We start from the raw sequence: 19,808 nt of genomic DNA, 5'->3' as shown, positions 1-19,808 counted from the left end.
TTACCACAAAAAATATGGCCTCTACTTTCAGGCCATATCAACCATATACGCAAACGGTAGCTCAGACAGCGCATACAGCAAGAGTGAAAACGTTTTCAAGCTAAACGGAATTTATCATCCGCTTTGTGCTGTGTCAACAATCTGTCCTGCCAAAATCTGTTAAAGAATATGAGAAAAAGAGCAGTACAGATGTTTTACGTACAAAAAGTGAAAACAATTTCATGTTTACTATGTATCGATGCCCGCTTTCACCCCCGCCTGCAGCAAAAACGCGCCTGCATACAACCATGTGGAATGACTGATAAAACCAGGCTGCAAGCCTTTTTGCCATTCACCGACAAGGATTTTCTTCAATTCACCCATGCACCCTGAATGCCTGTTTTTGATGAACAAAAGTTTTTTATTCTCAAATTTCGTGCTATTCTTTTTCTTGAAAAGGTTTTCAAGGCCGGATTATTGAAAATAATTCACACGAAGCTGTTGCACATTGAAGATGGCATGGTGATTCATGGAAGCAGTTCATGATCTGACCGGGCCGTTTGATTGGTGCAAGGCAAATAATAAATATTACGAGACTAGCTATTCTTACGGTTGTCCGCTGAACCAGTTTACTGCGAGCCCTACCCGGGCAGACAGGGTCAGCACAGCCGCCTGGTGTCACTGTCGTCACTGTCGTCACTGTTGTCACTGTTGTCACTATCAGTCACTACCAGGCAAAGCGTAGCGCCACCCTAGCCGCCACTATGATTACACAGACAGAAGTCCATCTGCGTGCAGTACCAGGAAAGCCCTCACCGCTGTTCTGGGTACCCACCACGTATTTCACCATGGCACTGACGTATATGACGCTGACCAGCGTCACCGCCATCATGTTTAAAAATCTGGGCATGGATAACGGCCAGGCTGCCGAATATGCCAGTTACCTGATCCTGGCCTATACCATCAAGCCCTTGTTTGCCTCTTTTGTCGAAATGTACAAGACCAAGAAGTTCTTTGTCATCTGTACCGAGCTGGCCATTGCCATCGGCTTTGTCGGCGTCGCACTGGTGATGTCACTGCCCAGTTACATGATGATTCTGATGCTGCTGTTCTGGCTGATTTCCTTCCTGGGTGCAACCCAGGATATTGCTGCCGATGGCGTGTATGTCACCTCGCTGGATGGCAAGACACAATCCCTGTACTGCGGCATACAAAGCCTGAGCTGGAATATCGGCCCTATCGTTGCTGCCGGCGGCCTGGTGTATCTGAGTGGCAAACTGCATACGGATTTCTTCCATCATGATCCCAAGGTGTTTGGCGCCGAATGGATGGATTCCTGGCGCATCATCTTCCTCATCGTAGCCGGCATTACCGCGCTGATGGCGTTCTGGCATATGCGTACCATGCCAGACGGTGCCAAGGCAGAAAACACACCCGCCAGCGTCGGTGACGCTGTGCATATCTTGCGCGATTCTTTCGTCACTTTCTTCCAGAAACGCGATGTCTGGCTGATGGTCGCATTTGCCTTCCTGTTTCGCCTGAGCATAGGTTTTCTTGAAAAAATCGGCCCTTTCTTCATGGTTGATCCGGTTGCCAAAGGTGGTCTGGGTCTGTCGAATGAATCACTGGGCCTGATCTATGGCACGTATGGCCTGGTTGCCGTGCTGCTGGGTTCTTTGCTGGGTGGCGTGTTCGTCGCAAAACGTGGTTTGAAACCCAGCCTGTTCCTGCTGTGCTGTGCCGTCAACATACCGAATGCCACTTTCCTGCTGATGAGTATCTTCCAGCCGGAAAGCCAGCTATTGATCACTGCCGGTGTAGCCATAGAAAAATTCTTCTTTGGCTTCGGTTCCGTCGGCTTCATGATTTACCTGATGCAACAACTGGCCCCAGGCAAATACACCACCACTCACTATGCCTTCGGTACCGGTCTGATGGGCTTGTGCATGATGGTAACGGGTGTCATCAGTGGCCACCTGCAGCAATTGCTGGGTTATACCCATTATTTTATCTTCGTCATGCTGGCAACCATTCCGTCTTTCGCAGTCTGCTGGTTTGCTCCTTTCCATCATAAGGAGGACCGCAGCACAGCGGAATAAGCACTGCAGCGCAGCACAAGCTTACAACATCACAGGTTTATAATTAGGACTTACGCAAAATTGTCCCGGCAAGGCTATCGCTTCTAGGAAACCTCCCTTGCAGAGGAGGTTCGTTACGTCGGCAGGCAACATGTTGCCTGAAACCCCGACTGCACCGTAGCGACGAAGACAGTACTTTAGTACGCGGCTCCTAGGAGAAGAGCTGCAACGCGGCTGGGGCGGTTTTGCGTAAGTCCTAATAATAAAAGAAGAGCGGCTCGTCCCAACTGGGCACGTTTTAACGTAATACAGTCTCTCACTTTGATGCCGCCTTCGGGCGGCATTTATATTTTCTGCCTTCCAGATTTTCCTTCACAACGTGACCCTGTTTTCAAGGTTCCAGCAATCTTCAACAAGAATCAGCACAAAGACTATACTTAAACCCTGACCCGTCGGCAGTCTCATTTTCCGCATAAGCATAGTTGCAAAAATTCCTTAGCCGAACAGGCAGACATCGCTAGCATGGCTGCCTCTTTAACTAAAGCGTAACAAGATGCATGGCAATGATCTGCCATAACAGGCTTGGAGAAAAAATGACATCTACTACTAATCCCGCAGTACTTGCGTTGATTGGCAATACACCCCTGGTCAAGGTTACCCGCCTTGATACCGGACCGTGTGAATTGTTTCTGAAACTGGAATCGCAAAACCCTGGCGGTTCGATCAAGGACCGTATCGGCCTGGCCATGATAGAGGCGGCAGAAGCCGATGGCAGGCTACAAGCCGGTGGCACCGTAATCGAAGCCACAGCCGGCAATACCGGCCTGGGCCTGGCACTGGTGGCGCGGGCCAAAGGCTACCGCGTAGTGCTGGTGGTGCCAGACAAAATGTCCACCGAAAAAATACTGCACCTGCGCGCCATGGGCGCTGAGGTGCATATCACCCGTTCCGATATTGGCAAGGGCCACCCCGAGTATTACCAGGATTATGCGGCGCGCATTGCCAAAGATATCCCCGGGTCTTTCTTTGCCGACCAGTTCAACAACCCGGCCAATCCCTACGCCCATGAAACCACGACAGGCCCCGAAATCTGGGAACAGACTGGCCATGATATCGATGCGATTGTGGTGGGTGTCGGCTCTGCGGGCACGGTTACCGGGTTGACGCGCTTTTTCCGCCAGGCACAGCCAGAACTGGAATTCGTACTGGCCGACCCCAAGGGTTCCATCCTGGCAGAATATATAGATACCGGTCACGTCAATGAAGTCAGCGGTTCCTGGGCGGTGGAAGGCATAGGTGAAGATTTCATCCCTGCCATTGCCGACCTGACGGCAGTCAAACATGCCTACACCATTGATGACACCGAAAGCTTTGGCACCGCGCGTGAACTGTTGCGTGCCGAGGGCATACTGGCAGGTTCATCCACCGGCACCCTGCTGGCCGCCGCCTTGCGTTATTGCCGGGCCCAGACCACGCCCAAGCGCGTGGTTACCTTTGTCTGCGATACCGGGACCCGTTATCTGTCCAAGGTGTATAACGACAACTGGATGATAGACCAGGGTCTGCTGAAACGACAGGTTTACGGCGATCTGCGCGACATCATAGGCCGCCGCTTTGATGATGGCGCGGTCATCAGCGTTGACAGCAGCGATACCCTGATGGTGGCCTTCAACCGCATGCGCAGTGCCGATATCTCGCAATTGCCGGTGATCCATCATGGCGAGATCATCGGCATCATCGATGAATCGGATCTGTTGCTGAAAGTATCGGGCGACGCCACCCTGTTTCGTAGTCCGGTGCAAGACACCATGACCAGTCAGATTGAAACCCTGAACCCGCAGGCCGGCATAGCAGCATTGCGTGCCACCCTGAATCGTGGCCTGGTCGCCATCATCGCATCCAATCAACAATTTCACGGCCTGATTACCCGCTTTGATCTTCTTAACCATTTACGCAGGACACTCTCATGAGCTATCCCGAATACAAGAAACCTGAACGTCAGCAAGCCTTTGGTACGCGTGTGATTCATGCCGGGCAATTCCCGGACCCGACTACCGGTGCCATCATGCCGCCGATTTATGCCACCTCTACCTATGTGCAGGACAGCCCTGGCGTACACAAGGGCCTGGATTACGGTCGCTCGCACAATCCCACCCGCTGGGCGCTGGAACGTGCCGTGGCCGACCTCGAAGGCGGTGCCCAGGCATTTGCCTTTGCATCTGGCCTGGCCGCCATCGCCACCGTGCTGGAAATTGCCGACAGCGGTGCCCACATCGTGGCAGGCGATGATATGTATGGCGGCAGTTATCGCCTGTTTGAACGTGTGCGCAGGCGCAGCGCCGGCCTGGATTTCACTTACGTGGACATGACCAAACCGGAAGCCTTGCTGGCTGCGCTCAGGCCGGACACCAAAATGGTGTGGGTGGAAACCCCGACCAACCCCATGTTAAAGCTGGCCGACTTGCGTCGCATAGCCGCCATCTGCCGTGAACGCGGCATCATCGCAGTGGCCGACAATACCTTTGCCAGCCCGCGTGTACAACGTCCGCTGGAACTGGGATTTGATATCGTCGTGCATTCCATGACCAAATACCTCAACGGTCATTCTGACATCATCGGCGGTATTGCCATTGTCGGTGGCGAAGCACATCAGGCCGAATGGCGTGAGCGCCTGGGGTTTCTGCAAAATTCAGTCGGTGCAATAGCTGGTCCCTTTGACAGCTTCCTGGCACTGCGTGGCATCAAGACCCTGAACATCCGGGTTGAGCGACATAATGCCAACGGGCTCGATCTGGCGCAGTGGCTGGAACAGCAAACCAAGGTCAAAAAGGTGTATTACCCTGGCCTGGCCAGTCACCCGCAGCATGAACTGGCCAAGCAGCAGATGAATGGTTTTGGCGGCATCATTTCCATAGAGCTGGATACCGACCTGGCGGGTGCACGCCGCTTCCTTGAACGCTGTGAAGTATTTGCCCTGGCAGAAAGTCTGGGCGGCGTGGAAAGCCTGATCGAACACCCGGCCATCATGACGCACGCCACCATCCCCGCCGAACAAAGAGCGATACTCGGAATCACCGATTCTTTCGTGCGCCTGTCTGTCGGCATAGAAGATGTGGAAGATTTGCGCTATGATTTGCAACAAGCGCTAGATGCAATATAAATCTTAATGACAAAAAAACAGAGAGCGTACTGTCGGTACACTCCCTGTTTTTACATCAGCTTGTTTCAAGCCTTCATTCCCAGCATTATTTCAACAGCTTGATATTCCGCCACGGATGCGGGTCCTTGTCGACGATGGGGCTAAACTGCAACGGTGGCGCTGCTGCAACGCCTGCTGCAACGGTCGGGCAAGCGCCGGTGCTGACATAGGTCAGTGCAGCAGACAGGCGTGATTCGCTGACATTGCCCAGCTCATGATTCAGGTCATCCGGCACATAACACGCCGGCGTAAAGCCATTGGTGTAATCGCCCTTGCCCAGCGCATTAACGCCAGCAAACTGAATCGCAAAATACGCCGTAGTGCAATTATTGGTCTGGATAAAGCCATATGGTTTGCCGCAAGTCGTATCACCGATCAGTATCACCTTCATGAAAGGTGTCAGGCCATTGATGATGGATTCGCTGGCCGAACAGGTATTACTACCGGTAATAACAAACACACGTGGCAATTTCAAGGTAGGCAAGAAGTTATTGCTCGTATCGGTATCATAAAAATAGGATACATTGTCAGCCGTCATGTCAGCATGCTTGTCATTGAATTGCAATTGCTCAAATATGCTGTTGGTGACCTTGCTACCACCAATCATGGCCGACAATTCATTCGCAATATACAGATAGCCGCCACCGTTATAGCGCAGGTCCAGCACCAGATCATCAATGCCGCTTTGCTGGAACTTGCGTATGCTGCTGATCAGCGGTGATTCTGCGGTACGGATATGGTCGGTAAACACCATATAGCCTACCTTCTTGCCATTCACGTTCAATACCTGATTTTGCAAAACCGGCGACGTCGTCACAGTGACCGCAGTCATAGTCACATTGCGGCTGGCACTGCTACCGTCCTGCACCTGGAAGCTATGGGATTCAGATTTGCTTGGATACAGGGCGTTGTATTGTGCATCATTGATATAGGAACCCAGAGAGCCATTATCTACGCTGACCAGGGTAGTGCCACGTTTGATCTGCGCCACATCGGCAGGTGACCCTGGTTGCACGTAGCGCACACGTATCTTGCTGCCTTCACGCACCAGGCTATAGCCGTAACTGACATCTTCACCCGACTGGAAATAACTGTCTATGCTGCCCTGCTCCGAAGTAAAACTGAATCTGTCCTTGGACCTGACCAATAATGCAGTGAAATAGTCTTCTGCCGTACTGTATTGCGCGGGTGGTACATCAATAATATCGCGATACCACAGATACACATCGTCCAAATGAGAACGCACCCATTTTTTCTTGCCATCTACGGTACAGATATTCGCCAGACTCTCAGGTGTCCCCAGGCTACTGCTGAGATTAAGATTACTGTCATTGACACCGATCAGGTCTAGCGCTGCCGTGGTTGAGGTACTGGTGACAGCCGCAGCAATCGCCATGGTCTTGCTGATGTTGTCATCCAGGTTGTTGTAGTTCAAGCCCTGCTGTACAGCAAAATAATTGGCGACATTCAGTTTATTGTTAAGTAAAGCTGGCACCCAACTCCAGGTCGGGTCATTTGCATATTCACGCGCAGCCACCAGCATCGCCCTGACGATATGTCCTTTTGTCGTACCTGTTTTCAACTGGCTGGACCAGTAATCAATTTCAAGGGCGGTCGGTGCCGTGGCACCACTTCGGCCCAGCACATTTTTGTAAATGATGCGGATGAAGTCATCATTGCTCATGCCGCTGGTATAACCAGTCAGCGTTGGTGACTGCAAGGCCACCAGGTAAAAACTATCCGCAATCTGGTCGTCAGACATACCCGCCTTGACCTGATCTATCCAGTAGGCCAGTCCATCCGCGTCCGGTACCCGGTTAAAGAACGCGACATACAGGTCTATCAGGGAATTCAAACTGGTGGCGGACAAGGAATTGGCTTTATCCCCAATGCTCAGGTTCACATGGAAATCGGAAAACTGGATGTTCTTTATATTGCTGGCCAAGGTGACCGAAGTACCACCGGCACGGGTATCGCTGACGATAAAACCGCTGATACCGGCATTCGTGACCTTGGTAATCGTATAGTCCTGGCGTTTGCCAGAAAATACTGTGGTATCTGTACTGACTGATGCAGCCTGCACCGGAGGCGCCGCAGCTGGCGTAGTTGAATTGGCCACAGTTTTACTATCCTGGCCACCGCAGGCTGCCAATATCAGGCTCAGGGTCAGGGCTGACAAGGCAGACAGCGTGTTATTTCTTTGCTTAAAGCTGAACATGTTGATTCCAAATCTGGTTTCGTCTGATGAAGAACAATGACACTATGAATTTACAATTTTCAAACTTGCTATTGCTGCCCTGCAGCACCATTCTGCAACAGGCTTTGTACGAAGTAAGTAAAATAGAGCAGCAAATTGAAACACATTGTTAAAATTTAATATTTTAGAATCATATCTTAAATTGATGGTTGCCAAGCATGACTACACGTTGCAATTGGGCTAATTCCTCTAATCTTTTGTATTTGCATTATCACGACCATGAATGGGGGGTGCCCTGTCACGATGAGCGACGCCTGTTTGAAATGCTGAACCTGGAGGGCGCGCAGGCGGGCTTAAGCTGGGAAACCATCTTGAACAAGCGCGAAAATTACAGGCAGGCATTTAACCAGTGGGATGCAAAAAAGATCGCTGCCTATGGCCCGGACAAAGTCGCAGAATTGCTGGCCAATCCCGGCATCGTCAGGAATCGCCTGAAAGTGGCTGCCACGATTACCAATGCACAGGCCTATCTGCGTCTGTGTGAAGAAGTGGGCAGCCTGGATGCTTACCTGTGGGCCCATGTTAACGGCAAACCACTGATCAATAGTGGCGAACGCATCATCACGACGGACTTGTCGGATCGTATTTCAAAAGACCTGGCGAAACGCGGATTCAAATTCGTCGGTTCCACCATTATCTACGCCTATATGCAAGCCATAGGCTTGGTCAACGACCACGCTGCCGACTGCGACTGGCGGCATCAGTCCAACATATCCAAGGCTGTGCGCAAGACGGCTGGTAACGCGTAAACCAGGCGCAGCAGGTGCCACTTGATGGCCCCTGACGGCACCTGATAACACCTGTGTTGCACAGGTTTCAAGTCTATTGAAGTCTATTGATTCAAGCCTGCTTATTACTGTTGGGATGTTGTGCCAGTGATTGCAAAGGTCCTGGCGGTTGCGGGTTTTCTATCAGTTGCGCTGGCACTTCCACCCGCACGGGCTTACTGTGCATATTAGTGGCAGACAGGACATTATCAATGACTTCGGGGCTGGCATTCCAGACCGGATCATCAATACTTTCAAATACGCTTTTCAATTGCTTGCCCCAGGTATTGCGTATCATCTGAAAATACTGATTCTTTTCATCGATAGTGACGAAATGGGTGATCGCCAGTTTATTATCTTCATACACCAGCAAATCCAGCGGCAAACCCACCGACACATTGGAGCGCAATGTCGAATCCATGGAAATCAGCGCGCATTTTGCTGCTTCATCCAGCGGTGTGGTGGGGGTAACGACACGGTCTATGATAGGCTTGCCATACTTGGCTTCACCAATCTGGAAATAGGTATTTTCATTGTGCGATTCTATGAAATTACCGGCAGAATAAATCTGGAACAGGCGACAGCGCTCACCCTTGATCTGTCCACCAAAAATCAGACTGACATTAAAGTCGATACCGAACTCGGACAATGCCTGGGCGTCGCGATGATGCACCATACGCACAGCCTCACCGACGATACGGGCGGCTTCATACATATTCGGGGCAGTCCAGATAGTATTGCCTTTGCCATCCACATGCTCAGAGACCAGTTGTCGTATCGATTGCGAAATCGACAGATTACCGGCGGTCATCAGCACCATGGTGCGATCGCCAGGGTTTTCAAAGACCGACATTTTACGGAAAGTACCTACCTGATCCACGCCCGCATTGGTACGTGAGTCAGAGAGAAACACCAGCCCGGCGTCAAGCCGCATGCCAACACAGTAAGTCATAGAGCAAAGTCTTGGTGGAACGAAGTGGGGATTCTACCTTAATCTTGCCCCAGATAAAGCATCAGCCTGATGCAAAATGTGGCGTATCGGCCAGAAAATCTGGCCGAAATTCGGGGCAAATCACAAATAAATTAAATTTTTAATATTCTATTTGCACAATACCAGCGTCAACGCGGCGTTACCGCCACGGTCACACTCATGGTCTCGTGCCCGCCGCCGCGCCTTACGCCGCGTACCGGAGCAGCTGAATCATAATCACGGCCGATAGCCAAACGGCAATAGGTATCCGTCATCAGGCGGGCGTGGGTCACATCCACGCTGACCCAGCCAGTGTAGTCGGCATCTTCCACCCAGGCATCGACCCAGGCATGGCTCTCGGCATGATCGCTCGATTCGGGGTCGATATAGCCAGACACATAACGGGCCGGGATACCGCGTGCATGGCAGCAAGCCAGAAACAGGTGGGCATGGTCCTGGCAAACCCCGCGCCCCAATTGCAAGGCATCACTGGCGCTGGTAGTGACGATGGTCGCACCAGTCTGATACTCCACTGCACCACGAATGTGCGTCGCCAGATTGAGCAATGCACCAGTAGTGGTCTTGCCCAGATCAGGCAAATGGCTGCCAGCGAAGTCAAGAATGGAAGCAACCGGCTCGGTCAGACGGGTAGGCACGGTAAATACCAGCGGTGAAAAAGTGTCCTGATCAGTAATCCGCCCCTGATAAGGCATGGCCAGTTCAACCACCCCCTCGGCAATGATGGACACCTCATGATGCAGGCCGGTGATGGTCAGGGTGTGCGAAGGATTGCCATAAGCATCAATGTAAGCATGGCGCTGCCCTGCTGTCCTGATCTGCCATGAAATTGCATGCTGGTGCTGCTCTGCACGCGGTGTCAGACGCAGTTGCTGTATGGTATAAGTCAGCGGCGCAGAGTAATGGTAAATGGTCTCGTGACGAATGATAAGTTGCATGATTTTTCGGATAATCTCAGGCTGCCAGCGGAACCAGAAAGTCGCGGCTGACACGATTACCCAGCTCAAAGATGTTTTCCAGGAATGTGGTCAGGGTATCATGCAGACCGGCAGCCAGTATTTCTTCTATCCGGGCAAATTTCAGTTCTGCATGCAACTTGCCGGCAAAACGCTCGGTATCGGCGGACACATCATTGCGCACTTCACGCAGGTTGGCGACGACTTCATCCATGCAGGCCAATAGCGAACGTGGCATATCACCCCGCAAAATCAATAGCTCGGCCACCCGTTCAGGGGTGATCACATCACGATACACCTTGCGATAAATTTCAAAGCCAGATACCGAACGCAGCAACGCGGCCCAGTAATAAAACTCTCTTTGCAGGCTGTCGTTACCACGCTTGCTTTCTTTCGCACCATGGAATTTCACATCCAGTATACGTGCCGTATTGTCGGCACGCTCGACGAAAGTACCAAGGCGAATGAAATGCACCGCTTCATCTTTCAGCATGGTGCCCAGGGTAACGCCGCGTGATAAATGGGAGCGGTATTTGACCCATTCAAAAAACTGGCTGGGATCATTTTCCAATACGTGGTCAGATAATCTTTCCTGCATGTCCAGCCAGGTGGCATTCTGGGTTTCCCATACTTCGGTGGTCAGGGTGCCGCGCACGGCACGCGCATTTTCGCGCGCTTCTTTCAGGCAAGATGCAATCGACGACGGGTTCATGGGGTCTTTCACCATGAAATCGAGCACATCCTTTTTGGTCAGTATTCCATATTGATGATCAAAGGCAGACTGCAACTCAGAGATGCCTAGCATGGCGCGCCAGCCCCGTTCGGCATCTACTGCCGACTGCGGCAACATCGACGTCTGTATATTCACATCCAGCATGCGTGCGGTATTTTCAGCGCGTTCGGTATAACGCGCCATCCAGAACAAGTGATCGGCAGTGCGGCTTAGCATGGTATTTTTCCTCAATCGTCAAAACCTGTTGCAACATTCAAAGGCAACCCGGCATTTGTGCACAAGGCTGCGAGGGTGCATGAGGTGATTAATTTTCCAGTATCCAGGTATCCTTGGTGCCGCCGCCTTGTGAAGAATTCACCACCAGTGAACCTTCCTGCAAGGCGACGCGGGTCAGGCCGCCCGGCACCATGGAGATATGCTTGCCTGACAATACAAAGGGGCGCAAATCAATATGTCTGGGGGCGATGCCATTTTCAACAAAAGTCGGGCAGGATGACAATGCCAGCGTGGGCTGGGCGATATAGCCATCCGGCTTGGCCAGCAGGCGCTGGCGGAAATCTTCTATCTGCTGCTTGCTGGAAGCAGGACCTACCAGCATGCCGTAACCGCCAGCCCCATGCACTTCCTTGACCACCAGTTCGGACAGGTTGGCCAGGGTGTAGGACAGGTCTTCCGGTTTGCGGCATTGAAAAGTCGGTACATTATTCAATATCGCTTCTTCAGACAGGTAAAACTTGATCATGTCCGGTACAAAAGGATAGATGGATTTGTCATCTGCCACACCAGTACCGATGGCATTCGCCAGGGTGACCCGACCGGCACGGTAGACTGACAGCAGGCCAGGAACCCCAAGCGAAGAATCCGGACGGAAAGCCAGCGGGTCAAGGAAATCATCATCAATACGACGATAAATCACGTCCACCCGCTTCGGCCCGCGCGTCGTACGCATGAAAACGGTGTTGTCATTGACGAACAAATCCTGGCCTTCCACCAGTTCCACCCCCATTTGCTGCGCCAGGAAAGCATGTTCAAAATAGGCCGAGTTATACATGCCGGGGGTCATGACCACTACTGTCGGGTCATCCACGCCCATGGGTGCTACCGAGCGTAAATTGTCCAGTAACATGTCGGGATAGTGATCAACCGGGGCAATCTTGTTGCGGGTAAACAGCTCGGGGAAGAGGCGCATCATCATCTTGCGATCTTCCAGCATGTAAGACACGCCGGAAGGCACGCGCAAATTATCTTCCAGCACATAAAACTCGCCTTCGCCGGCACGCACGATATCCACTCCGGCAATATGGGCATAAATATCCGAAGCGACCGAAATACCCTGCATTTCTGGCCGGTATTGTGCGTTTTTGTATATTTGTCCGGCAGGGATAATGCCTGCCTTGATGATCTTCTGGTCATGATAAATATCATGAATGAACATATTCAGTGCCTGCACCCGCTGGACCAGGCCTTTTTGCAATTGCGCCCATTCATTCGCAGGAATGATCCTGGGGATGATGTCAAAGGGGATCAGGCGTTCGGTACCGGCATCATCACCATAGACAGCAAAGGTGATGCCGACGCGGCGGAAGCTGAGGTCGGCTTCGGCGCGCTTGCGCTGTAGCTGTTCTGCAGACTGCTGTGCCAGCCAGGTGCAAAATTCGCGATAATGCTCGCGGGTGTGACTGTTATTGCTGGGCGTGCCTGCATAAACGGCCGCCATTTCATTGAAAAATTTTGCCATGTTCAAGTCTCGCGGTTACAGTACAACAACAGCATATCAAGAAACGTGCCAGTTCACTCAGCGATTTGCAGGAACAGGGTTTTGCTCAGAAAGGGGTGTTGTTTAGCGCGCAAAATATGCCAGCCGAATGCGAGGCTGAAAAGAACGCAGGAGGAATGCGGACAAAAACGCGGACAGAAACGCGGGGCTGGGATGCTACAGACAACACGCAACCTGGCTGGCAGGTTGCATTGCTACGGATATAGTATCGACGATACTAGACTACGATAGTCTGATGCTCATCGCCGGCACGGGCACGGATTTCACCAATCCGGTATACGGTTTCACCGGCTGCGGCCAATTGTGCCAGGGCAGCATCTGCCAGCTCAGCTGCGACAATCACCACCATGCCTATGCCGCAATTGAAGACGCGGTGCATTTCTGCGTCGGCCACACCACCATGCTGTTGCAGCCAGGTGAACAAGGGTGGCAGAGTCCAGGCATCTTTATGCAGGACGGCAGTCAGTTTGTCACCCAATACACGCGGGACGTTTTCAACCAAACCACCACCGGTGATGTGGGCCATGCCTTTGACTTCCAGGGATTCCATCAGGGCCAGCAAAGGTTTGACGTAGATGCGGGTAGGTGCCATCAGGGTATCGCCCAGGCTGCGACCATGAAAATCGGCACTCAGGTCTGGCTTGGCGACTTCAATGATCTTGCGTACCAGCGAGAAGCCGTTGGAATGGATGCCGGACGAAGCCAGACCCAGAATCACGTCACCGGGCTGTATCTTGCTGCCATCAATGATTTTGGATTTTTCTACGGCACCAACTGCAAAACCGGCCAGGTCATATTCACCATCAGGGTACATGGAGGGCATTTCGGCCGTTTCACCGCCGATCAGGGCGCAACCGGCTTGTTCGCAACCAAAGGCCACGCCCTTGATGACGTCGGTAGCAGTTGTCACGTCCAGCTTGCCGCAGGCAAAATAGTCGAGGAAGAACAAGGGTTCTGCACCTTGCACCAGGATGTCATTGACACTCATGGCCACCAGATCGATGCCTACCGTGTCATGCTTGTTGAGGTGAAAAGCCAGTTTCAGCTTGGTGCCCACGCCATCGGTGCCGGAAACCAGGACAGGTTCCTTGTATTTTTTGCTGACTTCAAACATGGCGCCAAAACCGCCTATGCCAGCCATGACACCTTCGCGCATTGTTCGTTTGGCAAAAGGTTTGATGGCGTCAACCAGGGCGTCGCCAGCGACCATATCGACACCAGCGTCGGCGTAAGAGAGAGAAACAGGGGTAGAAGTGCTCATGATATTCGGCAATAGGGGCAGGAGGCGGTAAAATAGAGGAATTGCCAGAAAAGTCCGGCAAAACCGCTATTTTAACAAATTGACCGCGAAAACTCTGTTTTTTGGGACCATGCAGTAAATTCGATGTCACCTTGACTACTATTGACTACTATATTGACTACTAAGCAGCCATAAAATGCCATTTTCTTTTACGTCGGAGCAAAAACAATCCATGCTGTGGCTGGCCCTGGCATTTGGCCTGCTGCTGTTGCTATCACTGCTGGGCCCGGTGCTGATGCCTTTCATCGTTGCCAGCATCCTGTCCTATGTGCTGACACCCTGGGTGGACAAGCTATGTGCGCTGCGCATACGCAGATTTGGCCTGCCACGTTCGGTGGCCGCAACCCTGATTATTGTGGTGCTGATTGCAGTCGTCCTGGCCATGCTTCTGATCATGATACCGATCTTGCAAAAAGAAGTCCCGCAGTTGCAAGACCAGATACCGCGCTTTTTTGACAAGCTGGATCAAATGCTGGCCCCCATGCTGTCTGAGTTTGGCATCAAGGTAAGACTGGACAGCAATGGCATCAAGACTTTGCTGACTGAACAAATGGCCAGCAGCGGTGACGTCATCGGTAAAGCGGTGTTGAATTCAATACGTGTCGGTGGCACCGCATTACTGGGTATGGTCGCCAATTTATTGCTGATTCCCATCGTGTTGTTTTATCTGCTGATGGACTGGCATGCCCTGATCAAGCGCCTGAGCCACTTCATTCCACGCCGCTTTGTCAAACAAACCGCCAGTGCGGTCGCCGAAGTCGACGAATTGCTGGCGCAATACCTGCGGGGGCAAATCCTGGTGATGATCGTGCTGGCCGTGTATTACTCCGTGGCACTCAGCATCGCCCGTTTTGACCTGGCACTGCCGGTCGGTATCATCACCGGTTTTCTGGTGTTCATCCCTTATCTGGGTTATGGACTGGGACTGGTACTGGCGCTGATCGGTGCTATCCTGCAATTTGATGGTTTTGGTGGCCTGATGTCTGTCGCCATCATTTATGGCATAGGACAAATGCTGGAATCGTTTTATCTGACACCACGCCTGGTCGGCGAACGCATAGGCTTGCATCCTCTGACCGTGATTTTTGCCTTGATGGCATTCGGGCAACTGTTTGGCTTTATCGGTATCCTGATTGCCTTGCCCGCTTCTGCCATCGTCTCGGTTGCCGTCAAGCACTTGCGTGTGTCTTACATGAATAGCTCTTTTTATCGTCAGACATGAGGCAATTATTACTGGACCTGGACGCGCAGAAACTGCCGTCCCTTGCCACCTTTGTGGTGGGGCAAAATGCTGAACTGGCGCAATTGCTGGGCTTGTTTGCCCAGCGCATCACCAGTCAGTATGGTGAACGCTCGGTTTATATCTGGGGTGAAGCTGGTGCCGGCAAAACCCATTTGCTGCATGCACTGGCCGATGATGCCTCGGCCCGCTATATCCCAGCTGATGCGCCGGAAAGTGCCTTTGATTTCACCGAAGGTGTCAGCCTGTATCTGCTGGACGATTGCGACCAGTTACCACCGCTGAACCAGATCGCGGCTTTCAATCTGTTCAATGAGGCGCGTGCGCATGGCGGTTTTTTGGTCGGGGCAGGCAATCACCCGCCCATGATTTTGAATGTACGTGACGACTTGCGCACCCGCTTTGGCTGGGGCCTGATCTATCAGGTACATGGCCTGACCGATGAAGACAAGATCGATGCCCTTGAGCGTGCCGCCCACGCCCGCGGGATACAACTGTCGGCGGGCGTGTTACCCTATCTGATTACCCACTATCGGCGTGATATGAGTTATTTATCCGATATGCTCGATCAGCTGGACCATTACTCACTGGAAACCAAACGTCCTATTACCCTGCCGCTGCTGCGCGAACTGATGTTGCAGCAACAGCCGGGGCCAGACTCTACACATGACTAGCATGCGCAATATCGCCTTATTTGATCTCGACCACACCCTGATCCCCATCGATTCTGATTATGAATGGGGACAGTTCCTGTGCCGCACAGGGGCAGTCGATGCCGATGCATTCGCCCGTCGCAATGCGGATTTCTTTGCCCAATACCAGGCTGGTACGCTGGATCCGGTGGAATACCTGGAATTTGCCCTGGGCACGCTGGCGCAATTCCCGCGCAGCAGGCTGGATGAACTGCACGCGCAATTCATGCAGGAGGTCATACAGCCCGTCCTGCTACCAGTTGCTTTTGATTTAATTAAAAAACACCAGGACCAGGATGACCTGATCGCCATCATCACAGCGACCAACCGCTTTGTTACCGCACCCATAGCAAAAGCCCTAGGGGTGCAACACCTGATGGCCGCTGAACCGGAACTGGACGCAGCAGGTAATATCACCGGTAAATTGCTGGGCGTGCCCAGCTCAGGCGCGGGCAAGGTCGTGCATTTGCAAGACTGGCTGGCCAAGCAGGAAGTTACACAACCAAGGCAACTCAGCGACTTTAATAACAGCTATTTTTACAGCGATTCGCAAAACGATATTCCGCTACTGGAACGCGTCAGCCACCCTGTCGCCACCAATCCCAACGACAAACTGCGCGCCTATGCACAGACCAAGGGTTGGCCTCAACTTCACCTGTTTGACAAGCAATGATCAAGAAATTTATTCGCAAAATACTCGGCGTTAAAAACAAGAGCGATGTCGCCAGCGCCAACCAAAAGCCAACTGTGCTGGGTCCCAAAGACCACCGCATAGATCCGCAACTGGTGTCTGCGAATGCCATCCGCATCACCCAGACCCTGCAAGAGAATGGCTTTAAAGCCTTTGTCGTCGGCGGTGCAGTACGTGACTTGCTGACCGGCGTCAAACCCAAGGACTTTGACATTGCCACCAACGCCACGCCAGAACAGGTGAAACGTCTGTTCCGCCGTGCCTTTATCATCGGCCGCCGCTTCCAGATCGTGCATGTGATGTTTGGCCAGGATTTGCTGGAAGTCACCACCTTCCGTGGCTCTGCCACCGATGGCGCACCCAAGGATGAACACGGCCGGGTGCTGCGTGACAATACCTTTGGCGAACAATATGAAGATGCGGCACGCCGGGACTTCACCGTCAATGCCATGTATTACGACCCGGCATCCGAAATCGTGCTCGACTATCACGGCGGCATGAAAGACATCAAAAAGAAAACCCTGCGCATTATCGGCGTGCCAGAAGCGCGCTATCGCGAAGACCCGGTGCGCATGCTGCGTGTGGTGCGTTTTGCCGCAAAACTGCAATTCGACATTGATGCTGCCACACGTGCCCCGATACCAGTGATGGCCCCGCTCATCAATAACGTACCCGCCGCCCGTGTATTTGATGAAATGCTGAAATTGCTGACCAGTGGCCATGCCATGGCCTGCCTGCAACAACTGCGCAAAGAAGGCCTGCATCATGGTCTGATGCCTTTGCTGGATGTCGTGCTGGAACAACCCCTGGGTGAAAAATTTGTAACCCTGGCACTGGCCAATACCGACTTGCGCGTGCAACAAGGCAAACCAGTGTCGCCAGGCTTTTTGTTTGCCTCTTTGTTGTGGCATCAGGTAGTGGAAAAATGGGACGCCTACAAGGCTGCTGGCGAATTCCCCATCCCTGCCCTGCACCTGGCAGCCGACGATGTCCTGAATACCCAGACCGATGCACTGGCAATACAGCGCAAGATAGGTTCAGACATGCGCGATATCTGGGCCATGCAACCCCGTTTTGAAAAACGCATCGGTAAAACACCTTATAAAATGCTGGAACATCCGCGCCTGCGTGCCGGTTATGATTTCCTGTTATTGCGCTGCGCATCGGGTGAGATTGATGCCGATCTTGGCGAATGGTGGACCGATTTTATCGATGGTGAAGCCGATGAACGCGAACACCTGATCAATAGCAAACCCAAGGCAACTGCAGCCGAAGCCGGTGTAAGAAAACGCCGCCCACGCCGTCGTGCCCCACGCAAAGCAGCCGCTGCCGCTGAATGAGCATGCAAGCTTTTATCGGCATAGGTGCCAACCTGGGTGATGCCAAAGCCACCGTAGGCAAGGCCATCACAGCATTGGCGCAAGTGCCTGATACCACCCTGGTGGCCCAGTCTGCCCTGTTCGGCAGTGCGCCTATAGATTCATCCGGCGACGATTATGTGAATGCCGTCGCCGAACTGGATACCAGCCTGAGCGCAACTACCCTGCTACTACATCTGCAAGCCATAGAACTGGCTCACGGACGCGAGCGCCCCTACCGCAATGCCCCACGTACTCTGGACCTGGATTTGCTGCTGTATGGTGCCGAAGAAATCCATACCGCCAACCTGCAAGTGCCGCATCCCCGCATGACAGAACGCGCTTTTGTGCTGCTGCCACTGCTGCAACTGGCCAGCGATGTTTACATCCCCGGCAAAGGCCGTGCGCAAGATTTTGTCGCCGCCGTCGCTGGTCAGCGCATACAAGAATTAACCTGCGCCTGATGCCTGCAAAAGTAAATCACGGTGCACCCCGGCAGACCTGTCTTTACAGGTAGCATGAGCAAACTGGATTTCTAGTCTTTTATGCGTCGAAAACAAAATCTGCCACTTCTCAAGATCGTTAAGGAGACCATATATGATCGTTGATCCCACTCTGGCTCTTCGTTTCATCAACACCTATACGACCTTTCTTGGCTCCTTGGTCAACGAACAAGAGAAGAGTAAGGAACAATCGATACGGCCATCGATACACCAGTTGATCAAAGGACGCGAGTATTATCTGGCCGACCGCACTGCACTGACCCGCTATCGCATTGCCCACCCACAAGCCGATGCAGATATCCTGGACGCCATTGCCGCCCTACGAGTAGAACACTGGGTTTATCTGAAAGACACCCGCAGCTATTCGGTTTGGCTGGACGAGCAAGGGCAAGCAGCCTATGGTGTGCTCGGTCTTACCGACCGCTTGCGCATGGTGACACAGGGGCATGCCGGTGCAGTATTGATGGCGGGTCTAATGCCCTTACAAGGGCGCTGGGTCAGCGACGCCCTGATACAAGATTTCGTCTTACTCGGCCCCAATTACCGGCGCGATTACAACGCAATTTACCGAGACTTGCGGGCGCAGGACTTGTTCAGTCTGGGCCCGACAAAAGTTTAGCAATGCTTAAACCACAGCATATTCCAGCACGCTCCATCCCTAGTCCGTTCCCCGTAGGAGCGGCTTCAGCCGCGAATGGCAGATGCAGTAGGACTTCTCAAATAGTGTGGGTTGGCTAATGCTGGCACACGGCAGCAATTTACGGCGCGGACGTTTTTCTGAACCCGGCCGGGTGTATCTGGTCACCACCGTGACACGTGGGCGGCAGCCTTTGTTCACTGATTGGCGCATGGGACGGGAATTAGTGCAGGTATTGCGCGCAAGCGATGAGGCCAGGATGAGTACCAGCCTGGCTTTTGTCGTCATGCCCGACCATTTGCACTGGTTGTTCGTACTTGGCGAAACAAGTGATTTGTCAGCGGTGATGAAACGGGTAAAAGGCCAATCCTCACGGCGCATAGGTGCCATGCTCGGCTTGAACGGCATATGGCAAAATGGTTTTCATGATCACGCAGCAAGGGCGGATGAAGATATTCAGGCCATGGCACGTTACGTAGTGGCAAATCCCTTGCGAGCTGGCCTGGTGCAAAAACTCGCCGACTACCCACTGTGGGATGCCATCTACGTGTAAATCCCTGATGTATACCACCTGCACATCTCCGTAGGAGCGGCTTCAGCCGCGATCAACCAACACAGCAAAACACACCATAATGGAAATGGCCGGTACGACA

18 protein-coding genes are annotated in these 19,808 nt (G+C 52.6%); 11 read left to right on the top strand and 7 right to left on the bottom strand.

What is annotated here, in order from left to right; genetic code table 11:
* Positions 1–228: 228 nt before the first annotated feature.
* Entirely contained in the window at positions 229–363 is a 135-nt protein-coding gene (locus ACO0K9_RS15850; protein WP_422986576.1) for a hypothetical protein, read from the bottom strand.
* Positions 364–743: 380 nt separating this feature from the next.
* Here ACO0K9_RS15850 and ACO0K9_RS15845 point away from each other — a divergent pair, with 380 nt between their 5' ends.
* The 3 genes from ACO0K9_RS15845 to ACO0K9_RS15835 all read left to right on the top strand — a co-directional run bounded on the left by ACO0K9_RS15845 (position 744) and on the right by ACO0K9_RS15835 (position 5,217).
* Entirely contained in the window at positions 744–2,078 is a 1,335-nt protein-coding gene (locus ACO0K9_RS15845) for an MFS transporter (RefSeq protein WP_422986574.1), read from the top strand.
* Between the two features lie 572 nt (positions 2,079–2,650).
* Complete coding sequence (locus tag ACO0K9_RS15840; RefSeq protein WP_422986572.1) at positions 2,651–4,027, top strand: pyridoxal-phosphate dependent enzyme; 1,377 nt, start codon at positions 2,651–2,653, stop codon at positions 4,025–4,027.
* Positions 4,024–5,217: a trans-sulfuration enzyme family protein gene (locus ACO0K9_RS15835; protein WP_422986570.1), complete on the top strand. Its 1,194-nt coding sequence runs from the start codon at positions 4,024–4,026 to the stop codon at positions 5,215–5,217. The genes ACO0K9_RS15840 and ACO0K9_RS15835 overlap by 4 nt, the downstream gene beginning before the upstream one ends.
* Positions 5,218–5,302: 85 nt before the next feature.
* Here ACO0K9_RS15835 and ACO0K9_RS15830 read toward each other — a convergent pair whose 3' ends face one another.
* Positions 5,303–7,474, bottom strand: coding sequence for a DUF4214 domain-containing protein (locus ACO0K9_RS15830; RefSeq protein WP_422986568.1), 2,172 nt, complete (start codon positions 7,472–7,474; stop codon positions 5,303–5,305).
* 197 nt (positions 7,475–7,671) lie between these two features.
* Here ACO0K9_RS15830 and ACO0K9_RS15825 point away from each other — a divergent pair, with 197 nt between their 5' ends.
* A complete protein-coding gene (locus ACO0K9_RS15825) occupies positions 7,672–8,262 on the top strand; it encodes a DNA-3-methyladenine glycosylase I (RefSeq protein ID WP_422986566.1) in 591 nt (196 codons plus the stop codon).
* 91 nt (positions 8,263–8,353) lie between these two features.
* Here the strand turns inward: ACO0K9_RS15825 and ACO0K9_RS15820 are convergent, their stop codons facing one another.
* The 5 genes from ACO0K9_RS15820 to purM form a co-directional block, all read right to left on the bottom strand.
* Positions 8,354–9,232, bottom strand: coding sequence for a peptidase (locus tag ACO0K9_RS15820; protein WP_422986564.1), 879 nt, complete (start codon positions 9,230–9,232; stop codon positions 8,354–8,356).
* 167 nt (positions 9,233–9,399) lie between these two features.
* A complete protein-coding gene (locus tag ACO0K9_RS15815) occupies positions 9,400–10,206 on the bottom strand; it encodes a transglutaminase family protein (protein WP_422986562.1) in 807 nt (268 codons plus the stop codon).
* 16 nt (positions 10,207–10,222) lie between these two features.
* Entirely contained in the window at positions 10,223–11,173 is a 951-nt protein-coding gene (locus tag ACO0K9_RS15810; protein ID WP_422986560.1) for an alpha-E domain-containing protein, read from the bottom strand.
* A gap of 88 nt (positions 11,174–11,261) precedes the next feature.
* Entirely contained in the window at positions 11,262–12,695 is a 1,434-nt protein-coding gene (locus tag ACO0K9_RS15805) for a circularly permuted type 2 ATP-grasp protein (protein ID WP_422986558.1), read from the bottom strand.
* A 256-nt stretch (positions 12,696–12,951) separates the two neighbouring features.
* Positions 12,952–13,995, bottom strand: coding sequence for a phosphoribosylformylglycinamidine cyclo-ligase (purM, locus tag ACO0K9_RS15800; RefSeq protein ID WP_422986556.1), 1,044 nt, complete (start codon positions 13,993–13,995; stop codon positions 12,952–12,954).
* 175 nt (positions 13,996–14,170) lie between these two features.
* Between purM and ACO0K9_RS15795 the strand changes: the two genes are divergently transcribed.
* The 7 genes from ACO0K9_RS15795 (at position 14,171) to ACO0K9_RS15765 (ending at position 19,708) form a co-directional block, all read left to right on the top strand.
* Entirely contained in the window at positions 14,171–15,256 is a 1,086-nt protein-coding gene (locus ACO0K9_RS15795; protein ID WP_422986554.1) for an AI-2E family transporter, read from the top strand.
* Entirely contained in the window at positions 15,253–15,948 is a 696-nt protein-coding gene (gene hda / locus ACO0K9_RS15790) for a DnaA regulatory inactivator Hda (protein ID WP_186949162.1), read from the top strand. Before ACO0K9_RS15795 ends, hda begins: the two co-directional genes overlap by 4 nt.
* 1 nt (position 15,949) lies before the next feature.
* Positions 15,950–16,639 (top strand): HAD family hydrolase, encoded by a 690-nt coding sequence (locus ACO0K9_RS15785; protein ID WP_422986551.1) that lies wholly within the window; start codon positions 15,950–15,952, stop codon positions 16,637–16,639.
* Entirely contained in the window at positions 16,636–17,997 is a 1,362-nt protein-coding gene (gene pcnB, locus ACO0K9_RS15780; protein WP_422986549.1) for a polynucleotide adenylyltransferase PcnB, read from the top strand. Before ACO0K9_RS15785 ends, pcnB begins: the two co-directional genes overlap by 4 nt.
* 2 nt (positions 17,998–17,999) lie before the next feature.
* A complete protein-coding gene (folK, locus tag ACO0K9_RS15775) occupies positions 18,000–18,479 on the top strand; it encodes a 2-amino-4-hydroxy-6-hydroxymethyldihydropteridine diphosphokinase (protein ID WP_422986547.1) in 480 nt (159 codons plus the stop codon).
* A gap of 133 nt (positions 18,480–18,612) precedes the next feature.
* Complete coding sequence (locus ACO0K9_RS15770) at positions 18,613–19,137, top strand: hypothetical protein (protein WP_422986545.1); 525 nt, start codon at positions 18,613–18,615, stop codon at positions 19,135–19,137.
* 118 nt (positions 19,138–19,255) lie between these two features.
* Positions 19,256–19,708, top strand: a complete 453-nt coding sequence (locus tag ACO0K9_RS15765; RefSeq protein WP_422986543.1) for an REP-associated tyrosine transposase — start codon at positions 19,256–19,258, stop codon at positions 19,706–19,708.
* The last annotated feature ends 100 nt before the right edge of the window (positions 19,709–19,808 follow it).

Origin of the sequence: Undibacterium sp. Ji50W, assembly GCF_049340445.1 — a bacterium.
In the GTDB taxonomy this organism is placed as follows: Bacteria; Pseudomonadota; Gammaproteobacteria; order Burkholderiales; family Burkholderiaceae_D; genus Undibacterium.
The sequence above is the reverse complement of the archived record's forward strand: the minus strand, read 5'-3'. Positions and strand labels throughout refer to the sequence as shown.

Bases quoted from the DNA above. Each gene is read 5' to 3' on its own strand.
- ACO0K9_RS15850 (WP_422986576.1), bottom strand. From the start codon at position 363: ATGGGTGAATTGAAGAAAATCCTTGTCGGTGAATGGCAAAAAGGCTTG.
- ACO0K9_RS15845 (WP_422986574.1), top strand. From the start codon at position 744: ATGATTACACAGACAGAAGTCCATCTGCGTGCAGTACCAGGAAAGCCC.
- ACO0K9_RS15840 (WP_422986572.1), top strand. From the start codon at position 2,651: ATGACATCTACTACTAATCCCGCAGTACTTGCGTTGATTGGCAATACA.
- ACO0K9_RS15835 (WP_422986570.1), top strand. From the start codon at position 4,024: ATGAGCTATCCCGAATACAAGAAACCTGAACGTCAGCAAGCCTTTGGT.
- ACO0K9_RS15830 (WP_422986568.1), bottom strand. From the start codon at position 7,474: ATGTTCAGCTTTAAGCAAAGAAATAACACGCTGTCTGCCTTGTCAGCC.
- ACO0K9_RS15825 (WP_422986566.1), top strand. From the start codon at position 7,672: ATGACTACACGTTGCAATTGGGCTAATTCCTCTAATCTTTTGTATTTG.
- ACO0K9_RS15820 (WP_422986564.1), bottom strand. From the start codon at position 9,232: ATGACTTACTGTGTTGGCATGCGGCTTGACGCCGGGCTGGTGTTTCTC.
- ACO0K9_RS15815 (WP_422986562.1), bottom strand. From the start codon at position 10,206: ATGCAACTTATCATTCGTCACGAGACCATTTACCATTACTCTGCGCCG.
- ACO0K9_RS15810 (WP_422986560.1), bottom strand. From the start codon at position 11,173: ATGCTAAGCCGCACTGCCGATCACTTGTTCTGGATGGCGCGTTATACC.
- ACO0K9_RS15805 (WP_422986558.1), bottom strand. From the start codon at position 12,695: ATGGCAAAATTTTTCAATGAAATGGCGGCCGTTTATGCAGGCACGCCC.
- purM (WP_422986556.1), bottom strand. From the start codon at position 13,995: ATGAGCACTTCTACCCCTGTTTCTCTCTCTTACGCCGACGCTGGTGTC.
- ACO0K9_RS15795 (WP_422986554.1), top strand. From the start codon at position 14,171: ATGCCATTTTCTTTTACGTCGGAGCAAAAACAATCCATGCTGTGGCTG.
- hda (WP_186949162.1), top strand. From the start codon at position 15,253: ATGAGGCAATTATTACTGGACCTGGACGCGCAGAAACTGCCGTCCCTT.
- ACO0K9_RS15785 (WP_422986551.1), top strand. From the start codon at position 15,950: ATGCGCAATATCGCCTTATTTGATCTCGACCACACCCTGATCCCCATC.
- pcnB (WP_422986549.1), top strand. From the start codon at position 16,636: ATGATCAAGAAATTTATTCGCAAAATACTCGGCGTTAAAAACAAGAGC.
- folK (WP_422986547.1), top strand. From the start codon at position 18,000: ATGCAAGCTTTTATCGGCATAGGTGCCAACCTGGGTGATGCCAAAGCC.
- ACO0K9_RS15770 (WP_422986545.1), top strand. From the start codon at position 18,613: ATGATCGTTGATCCCACTCTGGCTCTTCGTTTCATCAACACCTATACG.
- ACO0K9_RS15765 (WP_422986543.1), top strand. From the start codon at position 19,256: ATGCTGGCACACGGCAGCAATTTACGGCGCGGACGTTTTTCTGAACCC.